20 protein-coding genes are annotated in these 17,386 nt (G+C 72.1%); 11 read left to right on the forward strand and 9 right to left on the reverse strand.

Features of this window, described 5'->3' with window-relative positions; translation table 11 throughout:
- Window positions 1-51: 51 nt before the first annotated feature.
- A complete protein-coding gene (locus M1R94_RS16695; RefSeq protein ID WP_249382856.1) occupies window positions 52-1,005 on the reverse strand; it encodes a GlxA family transcriptional regulator in 954 nt (317 codons plus the stop codon).
- 93 nt (window positions 1,006-1,098) lie between these two features.
- Here M1R94_RS16695 and M1R94_RS16700 point away from each other — a divergent pair, with 93 nt between their 5' ends.
- Together M1R94_RS16700 and M1R94_RS16705 are read left to right on the forward strand one after the other, a co-directional pair.
- Window positions 1,099-1,248, forward strand: a complete 150-nt coding sequence (locus M1R94_RS16700; RefSeq protein ID WP_249382857.1) for a hypothetical protein — start codon at window positions 1,099-1,101, stop codon at window positions 1,246-1,248.
- Between the two features lie 98 nt (window positions 1,249-1,346).
- Window positions 1,347-1,955 (forward strand): GDSL-type esterase/lipase family protein, encoded by a 609-nt coding sequence (locus M1R94_RS16705; protein WP_249382858.1) that lies wholly within the window; start codon window positions 1,347-1,349, stop codon window positions 1,953-1,955.
- A gap of 9 nt (window positions 1,956-1,964) precedes the next feature.
- On the opposite strand, the gene M1R94_RS16710 is transcribed toward M1R94_RS16705, so the two are convergent.
- Window positions 1,965-3,053: a type IV pilus twitching motility protein PilT gene (locus M1R94_RS16710; protein ID WP_249382859.1), complete on the reverse strand. Its 1,089-nt coding sequence runs from the start codon at window positions 3,051-3,053 to the stop codon at window positions 1,965-1,967.
- 172 nt (window positions 3,054-3,225) lie between these two features.
- Here M1R94_RS16710 and M1R94_RS20950 point away from each other — a divergent pair, with 172 nt between their 5' ends.
- Window positions 3,226-3,300, forward strand: coding sequence for a 50S ribosomal protein bL37 (locus M1R94_RS20950; RefSeq protein WP_374109490.1), 75 nt, complete (start codon window positions 3,226-3,228; stop codon window positions 3,298-3,300).
- A gap of 66 nt (window positions 3,301-3,366) precedes the next feature.
- Here M1R94_RS20950 and rsrA read toward each other — a convergent pair whose 3' ends face one another.
- On the reverse strand, window positions 3,367-3,663 hold the full coding sequence (rsrA, locus tag M1R94_RS16715) for a mycothiol system anti-sigma-R factor (RefSeq protein WP_249382860.1): 297 nt from the start codon (window positions 3,661-3,663) through the stop codon (window positions 3,367-3,369).
- On the reverse strand, window positions 3,660-4,442 hold the full coding sequence (locus M1R94_RS16720; RefSeq protein ID WP_374109487.1) for a sigma-70 family RNA polymerase sigma factor: 783 nt from the start codon (window positions 4,440-4,442) through the stop codon (window positions 3,660-3,662). The genes rsrA and M1R94_RS16720 overlap by 4 nt, the downstream gene beginning before the upstream one ends.
- Before the next feature lie 92 nt (window positions 4,443-4,534).
- On the opposite strand from M1R94_RS16720, the gene M1R94_RS16725 reads away from it, so the two are divergent.
- The 5 genes from M1R94_RS16725 to hisN all read left to right on the forward strand — a co-directional run bounded on the left by M1R94_RS16725 (window position 4,535) and on the right by hisN (window position 9,223).
- Window positions 4,535-5,062: a ferritin gene (locus M1R94_RS16725; protein ID WP_249382862.1), complete on the forward strand. Its 528-nt coding sequence runs from the start codon at window positions 4,535-4,537 to the stop codon at window positions 5,060-5,062.
- Between the two features lie 59 nt (window positions 5,063-5,121).
- Complete coding sequence (locus M1R94_RS16730; protein ID WP_249382863.1) at window positions 5,122-5,778, forward strand: DoxX family membrane protein; 657 nt, start codon at window positions 5,122-5,124, stop codon at window positions 5,776-5,778.
- Window positions 5,779-5,900: 122 nt separating this feature from the next.
- Window positions 5,901-7,256: a 3-phosphoshikimate 1-carboxyvinyltransferase gene (gene aroA, locus M1R94_RS16735; protein ID WP_374109488.1), complete on the forward strand. Its 1,356-nt coding sequence runs from the start codon at window positions 5,901-5,903 to the stop codon at window positions 7,254-7,256.
- A 33-nt stretch (window positions 7,257-7,289) separates the two neighbouring features.
- On the forward strand, window positions 7,290-8,423 hold the full coding sequence (gene rsgA, locus M1R94_RS16740; RefSeq protein WP_249382864.1) for a ribosome small subunit-dependent GTPase A: 1,134 nt from the start codon (window positions 7,290-7,292) through the stop codon (window positions 8,421-8,423).
- Entirely contained in the window at window positions 8,420-9,223 is an 804-nt protein-coding gene (hisN, locus tag M1R94_RS16745) for a histidinol-phosphatase (protein WP_249382865.1), read from the forward strand. Before rsgA ends, hisN begins: the two co-directional genes overlap by 4 nt.
- A 57-nt stretch (window positions 9,224-9,280) precedes the next feature.
- Here the strand turns inward: hisN and M1R94_RS16750 are convergent, their stop codons facing one another.
- The 3 genes from M1R94_RS16750 to M1R94_RS16760 are packed head-to-tail and all read right to left on the reverse strand — an operon-like array spanning window position 9,281 to window position 11,812.
- Window positions 9,281-9,739: a DUF6912 family protein gene (locus tag M1R94_RS16750; protein ID WP_249382866.1), complete on the reverse strand. Its 459-nt coding sequence runs from the start codon at window positions 9,737-9,739 to the stop codon at window positions 9,281-9,283.
- 22 nt (window positions 9,740-9,761) lie between these two features.
- A complete protein-coding gene (locus M1R94_RS16755; protein WP_249382867.1) occupies window positions 9,762-11,159 on the reverse strand; it encodes an AAA family ATPase in 1,398 nt (465 codons plus the stop codon).
- A complete protein-coding gene (locus M1R94_RS16760) occupies window positions 11,156-11,812 on the reverse strand; it encodes a hypothetical protein (protein ID WP_249382868.1) in 657 nt (218 codons plus the stop codon). The genes M1R94_RS16755 and M1R94_RS16760 overlap by 4 nt, the downstream gene beginning before the upstream one ends.
- A 183-nt stretch (window positions 11,813-11,995) precedes the next feature.
- On the opposite strand from M1R94_RS16760, the gene M1R94_RS16765 reads away from it, so the two are divergent.
- Window positions 11,996-12,250: a helix-turn-helix domain-containing protein gene (locus M1R94_RS16765; RefSeq protein ID WP_249382869.1), complete on the forward strand. Its 255-nt coding sequence runs from the start codon at window positions 11,996-11,998 to the stop codon at window positions 12,248-12,250.
- Here M1R94_RS16765 and M1R94_RS16770 read toward each other — a convergent pair.
- Complete coding sequence (locus tag M1R94_RS16770; protein WP_249382870.1) at window positions 12,227-12,760, reverse strand: hypothetical protein; 534 nt, start codon at window positions 12,758-12,760, stop codon at window positions 12,227-12,229. The genes M1R94_RS16765 and M1R94_RS16770 overlap by 24 nt on opposite strands.
- Window positions 12,761-12,930: 170 nt before the next feature.
- Between M1R94_RS16770 and M1R94_RS16775 the strand changes: the two genes are divergently transcribed.
- Together M1R94_RS16775 and M1R94_RS16780 are read left to right on the forward strand one after the other, a co-directional pair.
- Window positions 12,931-13,704, forward strand: a complete 774-nt coding sequence (locus tag M1R94_RS16775; RefSeq protein ID WP_249382871.1) for a LysM peptidoglycan-binding domain-containing protein — start codon at window positions 12,931-12,933, stop codon at window positions 13,702-13,704.
- Between the two features lie 75 nt (window positions 13,705-13,779).
- Complete coding sequence (locus M1R94_RS16780; RefSeq protein ID WP_249382872.1) at window positions 13,780-14,424, forward strand: Rv3235 family protein; 645 nt, start codon at window positions 13,780-13,782, stop codon at window positions 14,422-14,424.
- Between the two features lie 22 nt (window positions 14,425-14,446).
- On the opposite strand, the gene secA is transcribed toward M1R94_RS16780, so the two are convergent.
- A complete protein-coding gene (secA, locus tag M1R94_RS16785) occupies window positions 14,447-17,326 on the reverse strand; it encodes a preprotein translocase subunit SecA (RefSeq protein ID WP_308199927.1) in 2,880 nt (959 codons plus the stop codon).
- Between the last annotated feature and the right edge of the window lie 60 nt (window positions 17,327-17,386).

The following is a 17,386-nucleotide window of genomic DNA, read 5'->3' on the forward strand; positions in this document are numbered from 1 at the left end:
GCCCCGGGAGGGACCGTTGCTGCCGCCGCTGCCCTGACGGAGTACGGACCGTCAGGGCAGGAAGGCGAAGGTGCGTCGGTAGGCCAACGGGCTGGTCCCCAGGGTGCGCGCGAAGTGGTGCCGCAGCGCCGGGGCACCACCGAACCCCGCTCTGCGGGCGATCTCCTCGACCGGCAGCTCGGTGCGTTCGAGCAGCTCCTGCGCGCGGAGCAGACGCTGGCGGGCCGTCCATCCTGCAGGCGTCGTCCCGGTCTCGGCACGGAAGCGCCGCGCGAAGGTGCGCTCTGACATCCTCGCCCGGCGCGCGAGAGACGGCACCGTGATCTCCGCGTCGAGGTTGTCCTCGATCCAGGCCAGGACGGGCGCGAGCTCACCACCGTCCCCCGGCGGCACGGGGTAGTCGATGTACTGCGCCTGCCCCCCGTCGCGGTGCGGGGGGACGACCATCCGACGGGCGACCGCGGCCGCTGCCACCGCTCCGAGCTCGCGGCGGACCAGGTGCAGGCACGCGTCGATGCCGGCTGCGGTGCCCGCGCTGGTCACGACGCCGCCGTCCTCGACGTAGAGGACGGCGGGGTCGACCTCGGCCCGTGGGAAGGCTGCGGCCAGCCGGTCCGCGTACATCCAGTGGGTGGTGCACCGTCGCCCGTCCAGCAGACCGGCGCGGCCCAGGCCGAATGCACCGCTGCACACGCTGAGGATCCAGGCGCCCCGTGCGTGCGCACGCTGCAGCGCCTCGAGCACCTCCACGGGCAGGTCCCTGTCGTCGCCGTAGGCCGGCAGCACGACCAGGTCCGCCGAGCCGGTGGTCTCGAGGCCGTCGTGGATCATCAGCTCCATGCCGAGCTTGGTGCGGATCGGCACACCGGGTCGAGGCGTGCAGGCCGTGAACTCGAACGAGGGCCCACCGGTGTCGCTGCGATCGATGCCGAAGACCTCGCAGACCACGCCCAGCTCGAAGGGGGCGATCCCGTCCAGGACGATCGCGGCGACGGAACGGAGCATGAGGCTACGGTCGCACACCGTTGGCAGAAAGTCGATGGACGGCGGCAGATCAGCCACTGGTGGCTGCCCATCGACGCGCGCAGACTTTCTGCCATGAGCACACTCCTCGTCCTCACCCTCGCCGTCCTGATCCTCCTCTCGGTGGTCGCGGTCGCCCGTGCGGTACGGCACGACGGCTACGGGCAACGCCCCGCTCCCCGGTCCCACCCGGCATGGGACGAGCACCTCTCGACCCCGTGGTGACCCGCTGACCCAGGCGAGGCCGCGCGCCGCGCGTCGGTCACCGCTCTGCCTGCCGCCGTCGGCCACACTGGCACCACGGACGAGCAGCAGGAGGATCGGTGGCAGACCGCGCACGGCGCATCTGCGTGATCGGCGACGAGATCGCCGCCGGCGCGGGAGACCCCAAGGCCCTCGGATGGGTCGGACGGGTCGTGGCGCGCACCCACCTGGACCGACCGCCGCTGGTCATGACCCTGGCAGTCCCCGAGGAGACCACGACGGCGCTCAGCGCACGGTGGGACACCGAGACCGCACCCCGTTTCGACGGGTCGGCCGGTGAGGAGACCAACCACCTCGTCGTCGCCCTCGGGCGTGCGGACCTCTCGGCAGGCATCTCCCTCGCGCGGAGCCGGCTCAACCTGGCCAACATCCTCGACGTCGCCGAGTCGCGCAGGTTGCGCACCTTCGTCGTCGGCCCTCCCCCCGGCGCCCACCACGACCCCGACCGCCAGGCCGAGCTCTCCTCGGCCTTCGCCGACGTGGCCCAGCGCCGCGCGGTCCCGTTCGTCGAGACCTACGCACCGCTCGTCGGTCACGAGCAGTGGCAGGCCGACCTCGCCGCGGGCGACGGACACCTGCCCAGCCAGGCCGGTTACGGGCTGATCGCCTGGCTGGTGCTGCACACCGGCTGGCACCAGTGGCTCGGACTGCCCTCCGACCTGGGCTGACCCGCCCGATCAGTGCAGGATGCCCGCCCCGCGCAGCTCGACGGTGAGGTCCTGGGGGTTGGAGGCCACGGTGCAGGCGTCCTCGTAGGAGACGATCTCCTCACGGATCAGGCGGAAGAGGTGCTGGTCGAAGGTCTGCATCTTGTAGTACTCGCCGTCGGCGATGAGGTCCTGCAGCGGCGGGGCGTTCATCGGGTCGACGATCGCCTCGGCGGTCCGACCGGTGTTGACCAGCACCTCGATCACGGCGGCCCGGCCGGTGCCGTCCTGCTTGCGGATCAGCCGCTGCGACACGATCCCGCGCAGGGCCTGGGCGAGGGCGGAGCGGACCTGCTTCTGCTCGTGCGGAGGGAAGAAGTCGACGATGCGGTTGATCGTCTCCTGCGCATCGATGGTGTGCAGCGTGGACATCACCAGGTGTCCGGTCTCCGCCGCGGAGAGCGCCGCACGGACCGTCTCGACGTCTCGCATCTCCCCGACCAGGATCACGTCAGGGTCCTGCCGCATCGCGGCCCGGAGCGCCACGTCGAAGTTGTCGGTGTCCTGCCCCACCTCACGCTGGCTGATGATGGCCTTCTTGTCGGTGTGGAGCACCTCGATCGGGTCCTCGATCGTGACGATGTTGACCTCGCGGTAGGCGTTGACCAGGTCGACCATCGAGGCCAGCGTGGTCGTCTTGCCGCTCCCGGTCGGCCCGGTCACCAGCACCAGACCACGCGGCTCGAGGGCCAGCTCGCCCACGACCTCGGGCAGCCCGAGCTCCTCGAGGCTCTGCGCCCCCATCGCGACCCGCCGGCAGACCAGCCCGTAGGTACCTCGCGCCTGGTAGGCGTTCACCCGGAAGCGCCCCAGCCCTGGCACCGAGTACGCGAAGTCCGCCTCGTGCTGCTCCAGGAAGGACTCCTTGAGCCGCTCGGGGATCACCTCGTCGACCATGTGACGGGTGTCGGCCGGGCTCAGGTCGGGCACCTGGAGCCGACGCAACCTGCCGTCGACCCGGACGCGCGGAGCCGAGCCCACCTTGCAGTGCAGGTCGGACCCGGAGGAGCCCACCAGGGCATGCAGGAGCGGGACGATGGACTGCGGCTGATCGGTCACCCTGAGATGATCGGATGTCCGAGGCCCGGACTTGAACCCTCGGACGCCCCAGCTGCACGGGCAGCGCCCTCGGCGGCCGTACCGTGCACACCGGACCCGGCGAGGTGTGGGACGATGAGCGCTGCGAATCGGCTGACGGCCGGTCCGTCAGAGCTACTGCTGAGGAGTCACCATGAGCAAGCGCGGTCGCAAGCGCCGTGCCCGCAAGGGCAGCGCAGCCAACCACGGCAAGCGCCCCAACGCCTGAGGTCGTAGGACGCACGGCAGGAGGGGGGGGGGGCCCCCCCGGGGGCCCCCCCCCCCTCCTGCTGTGTCAGCTCCCGGGGTACTCGCCGCGCAGGATCACGAGCTGCTCGCGGATACGCAGGTGCAGGGCCATCGGCGCCGCCTCGTGGCACGAGCGGCGAACCAGCTTCTTGAGGTGGTCCTCGATGTCGTACTCGGCCAGGCAGGGCTCGCAGTCGGCCAGGTGCTCACGGATACGGTCGCCGTCGACCTCGGAGCACTCCGAGTCGAGGAACTCGAAGAGCCGGTCCAGCGCCTCGCCGCAGTCGGCCGCGTGGGCCCTGGACGGTGCGCTCTCAGGAGCGCTGCCGGTCGCGTCGTTCACGGTGTACCCCTCTCGTCCGCTGCGGCAGGGACCAGGCCACGCTCCCTCGCGTAGTCGGTCAGCAGCTCACGCAGCTGTCGACGACCACGGTGCAGCCGCGACATCACCGTGCCGATCGGCGTGCCCATGATCTCGGCGATCTCCTTGTAGGCGAACCCCTCGACGTCGGCGAGGTAGACCGCGATCCGGAACTCCTCACCGATCGAGGCCAGCGCGTCCTTGACGTCGGAGTCGGGGAGGCCGTCCAGGGCCTCGGCCTCGGCCGAGCGCAGGCCGGCCGAGGTGTGGGAGGCCGCCCGGGCGATCTGCCAGTCCTCGATGTCCTCAGCCGCCGACTGCAACGGCTCACGCTGCTTCTTGCGGTAGGTGTTGATGAACGTGTTCGTCAGGATGCGGTACAGCCACGCCTTGAGATTGGTCCCCGGGCGGTACTGGTGGAACGCGGCGAAGGCCTTGGCGACCGTCTCCTGGACCAGGTCCTCGGCATCGGCGGGGTTGCGCGTCATGCGCAGGGCGGCGGAGTAGAGCTGGTCGACGTAGACCAGTGCCTCTGTCTCGAACCGGGCAGCGCGCTCGGCAGTGCTCTCTGCCTCGGGCGCACGGTGGGTGTCCTCAGTCATCGCCCACGAGCCTAGCCTCCGGGACGGGCCGCGGCTGCCTGGCCGCGAGACCGGCCGTCGCCGCAGCCCACGGATGCCTCGGGTCGCCGGGCCCCTGCCCTGGGCGTTCTCGACCAGAAGAGTCATACCCGGGCCAACGCCCACGCGGGCACCAACCATTCCCGTGCCGGAACGGCGGTGCACGTGGGCCAGTCCCGGAGCGTGCTCGACGAGAGGGTGCCCGCAGGCCTACGACGCACTAGCGTGGCCGTATGTCCAGATTCCTCACGCTTCTCCGCGAGCAGGTCGGCCACGAGTTCGACGCCCACCAGCAGTACATCGCGATCGCTGTCTGGTTCGACGGCCAGGACCTCCCCCAGCTGGCGAGGCACTACTACCGGCAGGCCGTCGAGGAACGCAACCACGCGATGATGATCGTCCAGTACATGCTCGACCGGGACCTCTCGATCGAGATCCCCGGTGGCCGGCCCGTGCGCAACGACTTCGTCACCGTGACCGACCCCATCTCCCTGGCCCTGGCCCAGGAACGAGTGGTCACCGAGCAGATCGAGGCGCTGTTCGCAGCCGCTCGTACCGAGGGTGACGCCCTCGGTGAGCAGTTCCTGCTGTGGTTCCTCAAGGAGCAGGTCGAGGAGGTCGCCTCCGCCACGACGCTGCTGACGGTTGCTGAACGAGCCGGCACCAACCTCTTCGACCTCGAGAACTACGTCGCCCGCGAGCAGATCGGCGACGGCGGGGAGTCGGCCGACGCACCCGCGGCCGCAGGAGGCGCCCTGTAGGCGCACAGCGGCGCACTCGAGGAGCCGTCCCATCGCAGTACCGAGGAAAGGACATCCCCATGCTGGTCCGACGGATCGCCCGCCCCCTCTTCGCCGCCTGGTTCGTGGCCGAGGGCATCGACGCCCTGCGTCGACCACGGCCGCACGTCGAGCGGACCGAGCCGGTGCTGCGCGACCTCGGGACGGTGCTCGAGCTGCCGCACGCGCTCACCGACCGGTCGCGTCTGACCCTCCTGGTCAGGCTGCACGGAGCGATCATGCTCAAGGCCGCGGTGATGCTCGCGATCGGCCGCAAGCCGCGGACCGCGGCGCTCACCCTGGCCGCGCTGACGGTCCCGCTCGTGGTGGTCAACCAACCGTTCGGGCCCGTGCTGCGTCGCCGGTCGGTCGAGGGCGGGACCACGGTCCGCAGCCGGTTCTCCCGTCCCATCGGGGCCACCGGTGGCGTCTCGACGCGTTCGGTGCGGGCTGTCGGCACCGAGGACACCCCCGGGGTGGACCGCGCCGAGCAGCGCGAGCGCTGGCTGCGCAACCTGACGATGCTGGGCGGTGCGCTCCTCGCCGGCATCGACACCGAGGCTCGGCCGGGGATCGCCTGGCGTGTCGGTCACGCACGGGTCGACCGCGCGGTCGCGCGCGAGGCCAAGGGTGCCCTCGCACTGGCCGGCAAGCAGGCGCAGGCGGCCGCACGCACCGCCCGCGGTCTCGCGCACTGATCCGTGGCGCCACGGACCGGTCCCGCCGCGAGCACCCGCTCCACGCACCAGGGCCGGGTGCACCGTCCCCCGGAGGTGGACCGGACCATCCCGGGCGTCCGGCGCACCGGTAACCTCGCCCCATGCCCCTGACACCCTCCGCGTCGCCGAGCCCCGTCCCTGCGGGAGCTCCGGCCGGCCTCGAGACCGACCCGTGGTCGGCGCTGCGAGCGGCCGGCCCCCTCGAGGCCGTCGTGGAGATTCCCGGCTCCAAGTCGCTGACCAACCGGTACCTGGTGCTCGCGGCGCTCGCCGACGGACCCGGCCGCCTGCGCGGTGCACTGCGCTCACGGGACACGCTCCTGATGGCCGCCGCGCTCGAGGAGCTCGGTGCCCGCATCACCCCGCAAGGAGTCGACTGGATCGTCGACCCGATCGACATCGGCGGTGTCGACGACCCCACGCGGGCTGCGGACATCCGGTGCGGCCTCGCCGGGACGGTCATGCGCTTCCTGCCCCCGGTCGCTGCGCTCCTCGGCCGACCCGTGCGCTTCGACGGTGATGACCAGGCCCGCGTACGCCCGATGGGACCCGTGCTCACCGCCCTGCGCGCCCTGGGAGCGACGGTGCTCGACGACGGCCGCGGGACCCTGCCGTTCACCGTGACCGGCGGGGGCCGGGTCCGGGGCGGGCAGGTCGACGTCGACGCGTCGGCCTCGTCCCAGTTCGTCTCGGCGCTGCTGCTCACCGCACCGCGGTTCGAGCGTGGCCTGGTCGTGCGACACACCGGCCGGACCCTTCCCAGCCTGCCCCACATCGAGATGACGGTCGAGGTGCTGCGGGCTGCGGGTGTCGAGGTCGACGACTCTCGCCCTGAGATCTGGCGGGTCGCCCCAGGCGCGATCACGGCCCGCGACGTCCGGGTCGAGCCCGACCTGTCCAACGCAGCACCGTTCCTGGCCGCCGCCCTCGTCTGCGGGGGCAGCGTGAGCGTCCCGGGTTGGCCGACACGCACCTCCCAGCCCGGGGCGATGGTCCCTGACCTGCTCACCCGGATGGGAGGGCAGGCGAGCCTCGAGGGTGACCTGATGACCGTGCGGGGCACGGGCCAGATCCACGGCCTGGACGTCGACCTGAAGGAGGCCGGCGAGCTCGCCCCCACGATCGCGGCCCTGGCCGCCCTGGCGTCCTCCCCGTCGCGGTTGCGCGGAATCGGTCACCTCAGGGGCCATGAGACCGACCGCCTCGCGGCCCTGGCGACCGAGATCACCCGGCTCGGAGGTCGGGTCGAGCAGACCTCCGACGGCCTGGTGATCACACCCCAGCCCTTGCACGGTGGGGTCGTCGAGACGTACCACGACCACCGGATGGCGACCGCTGGTGCCCTCATCGGTCTCCGCGTGCCCGAGATCGGGGTCGTCGACGTCGGGACGACCGCCAAGACCATCCCCGACTTCGTGTCCCTGTGGTCGACCATGCTCGGCGGGGCCGCTCGGTGACCACGGGAGTGACGAGCCGATGACGGTCACGACGTGACCCGGCGCAGCTCGGGGTACGACGAGAGCGACGCGCGGACCCGCCCCAACCCCCGCGGATCCCGTCCCAGGACCAAGCAACGACCCGATCACGACGACGCCCGGACCGCGCTGGTCACCGGAGTCGACCGCGGCCGGTACACCCTGCTGGTCGATCCGGACACGCAGGACGAGCGGATCGCGATCGCGATGAAGGCCCGCGAGCTGGGCCGTGAACGGGTCGTGTGCGGTGACCTGGTCCACGTCGTCGGTGACACGAGCGGCGACCCCGGCTCGCTGGCACGGATCGTGCGGATCGGCGAGCGGCGTACGGCCCTGCGTCGTAGCGCCGACGACACCGACGCGATCGAGCGGGTGATCGTCGCCAACGCGGACCAGCTCGTGATCGTCACGGCCCTGGCCGACCCGGAGCCACGAACCCGGATGATCGACCGGTGCGTGGTCGCGGGGTACGACGCCGGCATGGACGTGCTCCTCTGCCTGACCAAGGCCGACCTGGCGGACCCGGCGGAGCTGGTCGGCATGTACGCGCCGATCGGCGTGGAGGTGGTGGTCACCTCGATCGACCAGGACGCGAGCCGCCCGACGATCCGCGGGCTCGACGAGGTCCGCGAACGTCTGACCGGTCGGATGTCGGTCCTGGTGGGGCACTCGGGCGTCGGCAAGTCGACCCTGGTCAACGCCCTCGTGCCGCTCGCGCTGCGGGCCACCGGTGTCGTCAACGACGTCACCGGGCGCGGGCGGCACACGTCGTCCTCCGCGGTGGCCCTGGGCCTGCCCCACCCGGCGGACACGCCCACCACCGCGGGTCGGCGAGCCGGCTGGGTGATCGACACCCCGGGTGTCCGCTCCTTCGGGCTCGCGCACGTCGACGTGGACCACCTGCTCGGTGCCTTCGGCGACCTCGCCGAGGTGAGCACCGCACGCTGCCCGCGTGGGTGCACCCACACGGCGGACGCCCCCGACTGCGCGCTGGACGACTGGGTGGCCGAGGCACCCGACGACCTCCGGGCCGCACGTGCAGCACGGGTCGACTCGTTGCGGCGTCTGATCGCCTCACGGACGGGCGCGGAGACAGGGGCCTCGCCGTCCGAGGACGCGGGGCGTCGGCCCGATAGCGTGCAGCCATGACTGAGCGCCCCCGCTACGACGACGACCTCCGACTGGCCCATGTCATCGCCGACCAGGTCGACGACCTGACGATGTCCCGGTTCCGTGCCCAGGACCTGCGCGTCGAGACCAAGCCGGACACCACGCCGGTGACCGATGCCGACCGCCATGCCGAGGAGATCGTCCGGACCCAGCTCGCGCGGGTCAGACCGCGCGACGCGGTGATGGGTGAGGAGTACCCCGACACCGGCCACGGGCCCCGGCAGTGGGTCGTGGACCCGATCGACGGGACCAAGAACTTCGTCCGCGGGGTACCGGTCTGGGCGACCCTGATCGCCCTGATCGATCAGGGTGAGGTGGTGCTGGGCGTGGTCAGCGCACCGGCCCTGCACCGCCGCTGGTGGGCTGCGCTGGGTTCGGGTGCCTGGACGGGCCGGTCTCTCGCCGCAGCGAGCCGCCTGCAGGTCTCGGGGGTCAGCCGGCTCCAGGACGCGTCGCTGTCGTACTCGAGCCTGTCCGGCTGGGAGGAGCAGGACCGGCTCGAGAGCTTCCTGGACCTGACCCGCTCGGTGTGGCGCTCCCGCGCCTACGGCGACTTCTGGTCGTACATGCTGGTGGCCGACGGTGCGGTGGACATCGCGGTCGAGCCCGAGCTCGCGCTGCACGACATGGCCGCCCTGGTCCCCATCGTCACCGAGGCGGGAGGGCGCTTCACCTCGGTGCGTGGCGTACCCGGCCCCTTCGGCGGGTCGGCCCTGGTCACCAACGGCACCCTGCACGACGAGGTGCTCGCCGTCCTCGACCCGCTCGAGGGTCGCTGAGGGACCGGCGAGGGGCCCTCCGGGTCCGGTTGGCGGGCCCGGACCCCAGGACCTGACTCAGCGGCGCCCTGCGAGGGAGGCCAGCTCGCTGACGTCGTACCAGAGCAGGTCACGCTCGACCAGGCGCTCCACGGCCGCCTGGTCTCCGCGCAGGGCTGCGCGGACGTCCTGCTCGGCCCCCGGCTCGTCCACGTGGCCGCAGGCGACCTCCGACCAGGCGACGCGCGCGGTCAGCCGTACCAGGCTCGGCGCGTGCTCCTCATCGGGGCTGACTGCCTCCACGGCCTCGTCGGGGACGTCCGCCGCGACGACCAGGCGGCGGCGCGGGATGCCGGGTGACCCACCCAGGAGGTCGAGACTGTCGTCGGCCGCGAGCAGCTGCGCTGCGTACTCCAGGCCCTCGTCGTCCTCGTCGGGCAGGGCTGCCCGCAACGCAGGCGTCACCGCGTGGACGACCCGAGGGGCCAGGTCGTCCTCGAGGAGCTCGGGCAGGGTCGACGGCAGATAGATGCGCACGGGGTCAGTGTGCCCCTGCGGGTCACCGCGAGGCCAATGGCACCTCGACCGGCACCGGGGTCGCCGCCTGCGTGCTGCTCGCGCCGAGCCTCGCAGCGAGCGCCGCGATGCTGGTGCGCGCCGCTGAGGACGGTGCGTGCTCGGCCAGGGTGCGGGCCGTGAGCACGGCGCCGTCGCACGCCCTGTCCTCGGGCACCAGGTGAGGGTCGTCGACGCCCGCGTAGCGGAGCAGGGCGTCGGTGATCGCGGCTCCGGGTCGAGGTCCGCTGGCCGAGGCCCGCACCCGGTTCACCACGACGTGCCGGGCGGCACCCGGGGCCACTGCGTCCTGCAGGTCCCGCAGGGCCCGGACCAGCCGCTGGAGCCCGATCGGGTCACCGCTGCCCACCACCACGACGACGTCGGCCTCGGACAGCGCGGAGAGCGTCGCGGCGTTGCGGCGTGGGGCACGGGTGTCATAGCTGAGCACCTCGTCCTGCTCGAGGTTGAAGCCGCAGTCGATCACCGTCCAGGTGGCGAGCCGTCGTGCGACCTGCCAGACGATCTCCAGGCTCGAGGCGGGCAGCTCGGGCCAGCGTTCCGCGCGGCTGATGCCGGTCAGGACGCGGGTGCCGTCCTGGAGCACCGGGGTCAGCGCCGCCAGCCCGCGCTCGTCGAGGGTCCCGGTAGCGGCCAGCCGGGCGGCAGCAGCGAGCCCCGGGGCCTCGTCGAGCAGGCCGAGCTGCTGGGCGACCGTTCCACCGTAGGTGTCGGCATCCACCAGCAGCACCCCGGCCCCGACCAGCGCCGTGAGCTCCGCCGCGAGGTTCACGGCGATGGTCGTGCGCCCCGGGCCCCCCGTCGGCCCCCACACGGCGATCACCGTGCTCGGGGCGTCACCACCGGGAGCGGCGTCGGTCGAGGTGGCACCCTGTCGCGCATCCGGGGGTACCTCCAGAGCGATGCCCTCCCCCGCCTCCGGGCCATGCGTACCGGACGACGACGAGTCCGGTGCACGCCTCGCGGCGCCACCCGAGCCAGGCTCGGCGACCCTGCGGCCAGGAACGGCTCCGGTGCGGTCCACCTCGTCGAGCAGACCCGTGACGACGGCGGCGACCGTCTGCTCGGGGCGGGCGTCGTCGATCACCCGGTCGGCGCCCAGTGCACGCAGCCGCTCGGCCTGCCACGGCGCTCGCGGATCGGCCAGGGCCACCACCCAGCAGCCCGAGCCGTGCAGGTGGTTGACGGCCTCCCGGTCCAGGGCAGGCAGATCAGCCGAGACGACCGCCACGGTACCCAGTCCCGCCGCCGCAGCGGCGAGCAGCTCGGCCAGGTCCGCGCAGCGTCGGACCACCTCGAAGCGGCCGGGGGGCTCGCCCAGGGACGTGACGATCGTGGCCTCCGTCGCGCCACGGACACCGCTCAGGACCGGGACCCTCACGAGCCGGCAACCCCCGCCGGCACCGGCACCACGGCGACCGACCCGGCCGAGGCCATCGCGGCCAGCACGTCCGCAAGGTCCTCGACGGGGACCAGGACGTGCACCGTCGACCGCGCACCGACGGCGAACGCACCCTGGGGAGCGGAGACCTCGGCCACCGTCAGCGCGCTCGCGAGCTGGTGGGGGGCGTTCGTGGCTGCCGTGGAGTCGCCTGCCGACGCGGGGGCGACGCCGCCCAGCAGCGGGCGGTCGGGCACGAACCACAGGTCGACGGCGGCGCCCGCCACCAGGTCGCTGGACAGGTCGCCCGAGGGCGTGATCGCCACCGGTCGCAGACCCAGGTCCTGTCCCTCGGCCAGGGCCGACAGCGGGACGAGCTCGCCGGCACCGACCCCTCGGACGACCACCAGCCCGGCAGGGAGCTCCGAGGTCGCCTCGAGGTACGGGGCACCCTCGGCCAGCCGGACGTGTCGCACGTCGAGGTCCTCGGCGGTCAGCGGTGCACCGGGGATCAGCGGACCGGCGGCGACATGCACTGCCGTGGTGCTCCCGGCGGCCGCGACCGCCCAGGACCCGACCGCGACCGACACGCCGACGAGCACCATCCCGACCAGCAACCTCGGGTCGCGCCAGCTCGGCCGGCGCAGGCGCACCGCTGGTGGGCTCGGTGGAGAGTGCTGCTGCGAGCTGTGCATCTGCCCCTGCCAGGTGGTCGACGGGTGTTTCGCGAAGCTTGTACCGGTCTGCGAACCTACCCGACCCAGGATCGCCGCGGGGACCGTACGGCCGCCTGTGGAGACCGGGGGCCGCGCGGACGCGCGTGACAGACTTTTCTCATGCCCCCTCGCTTCCTGACGTTGGCCGACGTGACGGAGATCCTGAACATCTCCTCCCCTCAGGCCTACGCGCTCGTGCGCAGCGGCGAGCTCCCCGCCATCCAGATCGGCGGCCGCGGGATCTGGCGGGTCGAGGCGAGCGAGCTCGAGACGTACATCCAGCGGATGTACGCCCAGTCCCGCGCCCGGGCCGAGGTCGACCGTCCGCAGGACGACTCCCCGTCCCTCGGATCAGGACGTGCTGAGGACCTCTAGCCCCTCGAACGTCAGGACGACGCTGACACCGGTGGGCCGTGCGGTGTCGTCGAAGGTCACCGCCAGCTCGAGATGATCCGCCCCCACGACCTCGACCCTGCCCTGGTGCAGGGCACCCCCTGCCACCACCCGCACGACCGACCGGTCCCTGGCCACCGCGCGCAGCGCATGACCCAGACCGAGGCGGCGGAGCACGGCGTCGGCAGGTGGCGCCGAGGACGACCGTAGCCCCGAGATCGATGCCACCGCGCTCAACGGCACCAGGTGCTCTCGCTGCGCGCGGGTCAGGACCACCCAGGACGGCGACACGTCGCGGACCTCCCCGAGGACGGTCGCGCCGCTCCTGACCACCACCGACAGCTCGTCCCCGAGGCACGCCCGCAGGCGATCGGCGAGCAGCACGGTCGCCCGCTCGGTGCGCGTCCGGTCCGCGACCTCGGCCGCGAGCTCCTGCGCCGCAGCCGACTCGAGCTGGAGCTCCATGTCCGTGAACAGCGCATCCCACCGCATCGGTCCACCGTAGCGATCCGCTGCGCTCTCGCTCCTGCACAGCTCACGTCCGGGGGATGGACAGCAAGACACGTGATGGCGTAGACCTATCCACGTCAAACAGCATCAAACGACATCAAACGTGTCCACGGGCGCTCTGCCGCGCTCTGTGTCACCGCAGGGGGAACCTCATGTCAGCTCGACCACCCGGCCTGGTCCGCGCCGCGACCGCGACCGCTCTGCTCGCCACGGCCACCACCGCCCTGGGGCTGCAGGCCGCTGCCTCGGTCCCCGCCGCCCTCGCACCGCACAGCCCTCCTGACGCCCTCGTCGGCACCCTCGCGCTGATGACCGGGACCGGCGCGGGGCTGATCCTGACCGTCGGGTGCGCACTCCTCACCCTGAGCGCGGTGTCCCGCGTCCTCGGCCGGTCAGCCTCGGCGCTCGACCGGCTCGCCGCCCGCCTGACCCCCGCGGTCCTGCGCCGCGTGGTCGCGGTCACCGTCTCGACCGGCATAGGACTCGCCGCGACCACCGGGGCAGCGACGGCGAGCGAGCTCGACCTGGGCTGGGGTGCGGCGGACACGACGTCCAGGGAGGCGGCGTCGATCGTCGCGGTACCGACGACGGACCTCGTCCCCTCGGGAGGCGCGGGCACCGGTCGCGGCGCTCCGACCGCGCGCGGTCCTGCACCGGCCGCGACACCAGCACAGCCGACCGAGATCTCGCCGGCGGCCGAGAGCGCACCCGACCCTGCGCCGTCGACATCGACCCAGGAGGTCGTCATCCAGGAGGGCGACACGCTCTGGTCGATCGCCGCGGCCCACCTCCCCGCCGGGTCCGGTGCCCGCGAGGTGGCCCAGCACTGGCCCGGCTGGTACGCCGCAAACCGTGGGGTCATCGGCGAGGACCCGGATCTCATCCGCCCCGGTCAACGTCTCGTCCCGCCTGACACGGCCCCGTGAGGCGCTGGGCAGCTACGCCCGGAGCCCAGGTCAGCACAGCCCGCACACCCCGATCACCGACCCCTCAGGAGCACCATGAGCGCCGTCATGCCCACGCCCGGACCACCTGCGGCGGCACAGCGTCGTCCTGCCCTGCGAGCCGTCCCCGATCGAGGGCCGCGCACGTCCAGGACCGCCCGCGGCGGGGCGGACAGATCCCACAGCCCGGTCGCACGAGACGTCCCGGCACCGGGGCCTCCGCGGCTGCTGCTGGCTCCCCTGGCGGAGTCACGCGAGCTCGCCGCCGAACGTGCCCTGGCCGCCCTCGTGCCGCCGCCACACCTCTCGCCCCCCGACGAGCCGGTGCTGCGCGCCTGGGGCCACGGTCAGCTTCGTCTGGAACCTGCACCCACCGAGCTCCCCGACCCTGACGACCTGTGCTCCGCGGTCGTCCTGGCGGCGGTCGAGGCCCTCAACGGCACCCGTCCGCTCGCCCAGCTCACCCGTTGGGTGAGCCCGCAGGTCTACGAGGCGCTGGCCGAGCAGATCCGCTCGACGGGCACGCGCCAGGGCCGCACGCTGCGACGCGCCACCGTCCGCCCGGCCCACCTGTGCCGGGTCTCGCCCCGGGTCGCGGAGGCCGGTGTCGTGGTGCACGACGGGTCACGGGCCCGAGCGGCGGCGATCCGCGTCGAGGCTCACCGCGGGAGCTGGCGAGCGACGGTCCTGCAGATCGGATGACCGAGCAGGACCGCCGCCGGCCTCACTCCTCGTTCTTGCCGTGGCACACCTTGTACTTCTTGCCCGAGCCGCACGGGCACTGGCTGTTGCGCGGCGTGCCGGGGAAGGTCTGCCCGTCCTTGTCGGCGGAGACGGCAGCGGCGGCTGCCGCAGGAGCCGGTGTCGCGTCACCGTCGATGCTCGGCGCCGAGTACTGCAACGGCGCACGGCGATCCGGCCCGTCGAGCCCCTTGGCGATCAACGTCGGCGTGGCAGCCCGTGCACGCGGTGCGCGGGGCGCCCCGCCCGCGGCCGCGACCGGTGCGACGGCACCGGGCTGCGGCTCGGCGGCGACGTCCTGGCTGTCGGTGGCCGAGCCGTCCGGCGCAGCCACCGTCTCGTCCGGGGTGTCGGCACCGGGTTCGGCGACCTTGACCTCCAGGTTGAACAGGAAGGCCACCGACTCCTCCTTGATGGCCTCGGTCATCGCGCCGAAGAGCTGGAAGCCCTCACGCTGGTACTCGACCAGCGGGTCACGCTGGGCCATCGCGCGCAGGCCGATGCCCTCCTTGAGGTAGTCCATCTCGTAGAGGTGCTCACGCCACTTGCGGTCCAGCACCGAGAGCACGACGCGGCGCTCGAGCTGGCGCATGTTCTCCTCGCCGATCTTCTCCTCACGCTCGGCGTAGGCGTGCCGGGCATCGGAGAGCAGCTCCTCGAGCAGCAGGGCGCGACCGAGCCGGTCCGCTCCACCTGCCTCCTCGACGACCTCCTCGGGGGTGATCGAGACGGGGTAGATCGCCCGGACCGCCGTCCAGAGCGCCTCGAGGTCCCACAGCTCGGGCGAACCCTCTCCCGTGGCCCCGTCGACGTACGCGGTGATCACGTCGGTCAGGAAGTGCTGGATCTGGTCGGCCATGTCCTCGCCCTGCAGGACCCTGCGCCGTTCGGCGTAGATGACGGTCCGCTGGCGGGACATCACGTCGTCGTACTTGAGGACGTTCTTGCGGATCTCCAGGTTGCGCGACTCGACCTGGGCCTGCGCGCTCTGGATCCCGCGCGTCACCATCTTGGACTCCAGGGGCAGGTCGTCGGGGAAGCCCGCCCGGGCCATCATCGACTCGGCGACCTGGGAGTTGAACAGCCGCATGAGGTCGTCGGCCATCGACAGGTAGAACCTCGACTCACCCGGGTCGCCCTGCCGGCCGGACCGTCCACGCAGCTGGTTGTCGATGCGCCGTGACTCGTGGCGCTCGGTACCCAGCACGTACAGACCACCCAGCGCCACGACCTCCTCGTGCTCGGAGGCGACCGCGGCCGTCGCCTTCTCGAGGGCCTCGGGCCAGGCGGCCTCGTACTCCTCCGGCTGGTCCGACGCGGTCAGGCCGCGTGCCTCGAGCTCGGCGACTGCCATGAACTCGGCGTTGCCACCGAGCATGATGTCGGTCCCTCGACCGGCCATGTTCGTGGCCACGGTGACCGCACCCTTGCGCCCGGCCATGGCGACGATGGATGCCTCTCGCGCGTGCTGCTTGGCGTTGAGGACCTCGTGCGGGACGCCCTGCTTGCGCAGCATGCGCGAGAGCAGCTCGCTCTTCTCCACGCTGGTGGTGCCGACCAGCACGGGCTGGCCCGCCGCATGGCGCTCGACGATGTCCTCGACGACCGCGGCGAACTTGCCCTCCTCGTTCTTGTAGACGAGGTCGGGCTGGTCGATGCGGAGCATCGTGCGGTTGGTCGGGATGGGCACCACGCCGAGCTTGTAGGTGCTCTGGAACTCGGCCGCCTCGGTCGCCGCGGTCCCGGTCATCCCGGACAGCTTCTCGTAGAGGCGGAAGTAGTTCTGCAGGGTGATGGTCGCCAGGGTCTGGTTCTCGGCCTTGATCACCACGCCTTCCTTGGCCTCGATCGCCTGGTGCATCCCCTCGTTGTAACGTCGCCCGGCGAGCATCCGGCCCGTGTGCTCGTCGACGATGAGCACCTCGCCGTTCATCACGACGTAGTCCTTGTCGCGCTTGAAGAGCTCCTTGGCCTTGATCGCGTTGTTGAGGAACCCGATCAGCGGGGTGTTCAACGACTCGTACAGGTTCTCGATGCCGAGGTAGTCCTCGACCTTCTCGATCCCGGGCTCCAGGACACCGACCGTGCGCTTCTTCTCGTCGACCTCGTAGTCGACCTCGACGGTGAGCCGTCGCGCGACCTTCGCGAACTCCCCGTACCACTTGTTCGCGTCTCCCGAGGCAGGGCCGGAGATGATCAGCGGGGTGCGGGCCTCGTCGATGAGGATCGAGTCGACCTCGTCGACGATCGCGAAGTGGTGGCCGCGCTGGACGAGCTCTTCGGGGGTCCACGCCATGTTGTCGCGCAGGTAGTCGAAGCCGAACTCGTTGTTGGTGCCGTAGGTGACGTCCGCCGCGTACTGCTCACGCCGTTCCTCGGGACGCTGCCCCGACAGGATGCACCCGGTGGTCAGCCCCAGGAAGCGGAAGACGCGCCCCATCAGCTCGCTCTGGTAGCGGGCCAGGTAGTCGTTGACCGTGACCACGTGCACGCCCTTGCCAGTCAGGGCGTTGAGGTAGGCCGGAGCGGTCGCCACCAGGGTCTTGCCCTCACCGGTCTTCATCTCGGCGATGTTCCCGAGGTGCAGCGCCGCACCACCCATCATCTGGACGTCGAAGTGGCGTTGGCCCAGGGTCCGCCGGGCGGCCTCGCGCACCGCCGCGAACGCCTCGGGCAGGAGGTCGTCGAGGCTCTCGCCGTCGGCGATCCGGGCCTTGAAGCGGTCGGACTCCTCGCGCAGCTCCTCATCGGTCAGCGAGGTGAAGCTGTCCTCGAGGGCTGCGACCTGGTCCGCCATGCCGGCGAGCTTCTTGACGATCCGGCCCTCGCCGATGCGCAGGACCTTGTCGAGGATCGAGGGCACGAAACGCTCCAGACTCGTGGGCACCCGCCGTCGGACGGCGGCGGGACGTTGTCGGTGCAC

It is taken from the genome of Actinotalea alkalitolerans, from assembly GCF_023369855.1.
In the GTDB taxonomy this organism is placed as follows: Bacteria; Actinomycetota; Actinomycetes; order Actinomycetales; family Cellulomonadaceae; genus Actinotalea.

Excerpts from the sequence above, each read along its gene's own strand:
- M1R94_RS16695 (WP_249382856.1), bottom strand. The coding sequence starts at position 1,005 with ATGCTCCGTTCCGTCGCCGCGATCGTCCTGGACGGGATCGCCCCCTTC.
- M1R94_RS16700 (WP_249382857.1), top strand. The coding sequence starts at position 1,099 with ATGAGCACACTCCTCGTCCTCACCCTCGCCGTCCTGATCCTCCTCTCG.
- M1R94_RS16720 (WP_374109487.1), bottom strand. The coding sequence starts at position 4,442 with ATGGTTGGTGCCCGCGTGGGCGTTGGCCCGGGTATGACTCTTCTGGTC.
- M1R94_RS16725 (WP_249382862.1), top strand. The coding sequence starts at position 4,535 with ATGTCCAGATTCCTCACGCTTCTCCGCGAGCAGGTCGGCCACGAGTTC.
- M1R94_RS16730 (WP_249382863.1), top strand. The coding sequence starts at position 5,122 with ATGCTGGTCCGACGGATCGCCCGCCCCCTCTTCGCCGCCTGGTTCGTG.
- aroA (WP_374109488.1), top strand. The coding sequence starts at position 5,901 with ATGCCCCTGACACCCTCCGCGTCGCCGAGCCCCGTCCCTGCGGGAGCT.
- hisN (WP_249382865.1), top strand. The coding sequence starts at position 8,420 with ATGACTGAGCGCCCCCGCTACGACGACGACCTCCGACTGGCCCATGTC.
- M1R94_RS16765 (WP_249382869.1), top strand. The coding sequence starts at position 11,996 with ATGCCCCCTCGCTTCCTGACGTTGGCCGACGTGACGGAGATCCTGAAC.
- M1R94_RS16770 (WP_249382870.1), bottom strand. The coding sequence starts at position 12,760 with ATGCGGTGGGATGCGCTGTTCACGGACATGGAGCTCCAGCTCGAGTCG.
- M1R94_RS16775 (WP_249382871.1), top strand. The coding sequence starts at position 12,931 with ATGTCAGCTCGACCACCCGGCCTGGTCCGCGCCGCGACCGCGACCGCT.
- M1R94_RS16780 (WP_249382872.1), top strand. The coding sequence starts at position 13,780 with ATGAGCGCCGTCATGCCCACGCCCGGACCACCTGCGGCGGCACAGCGT.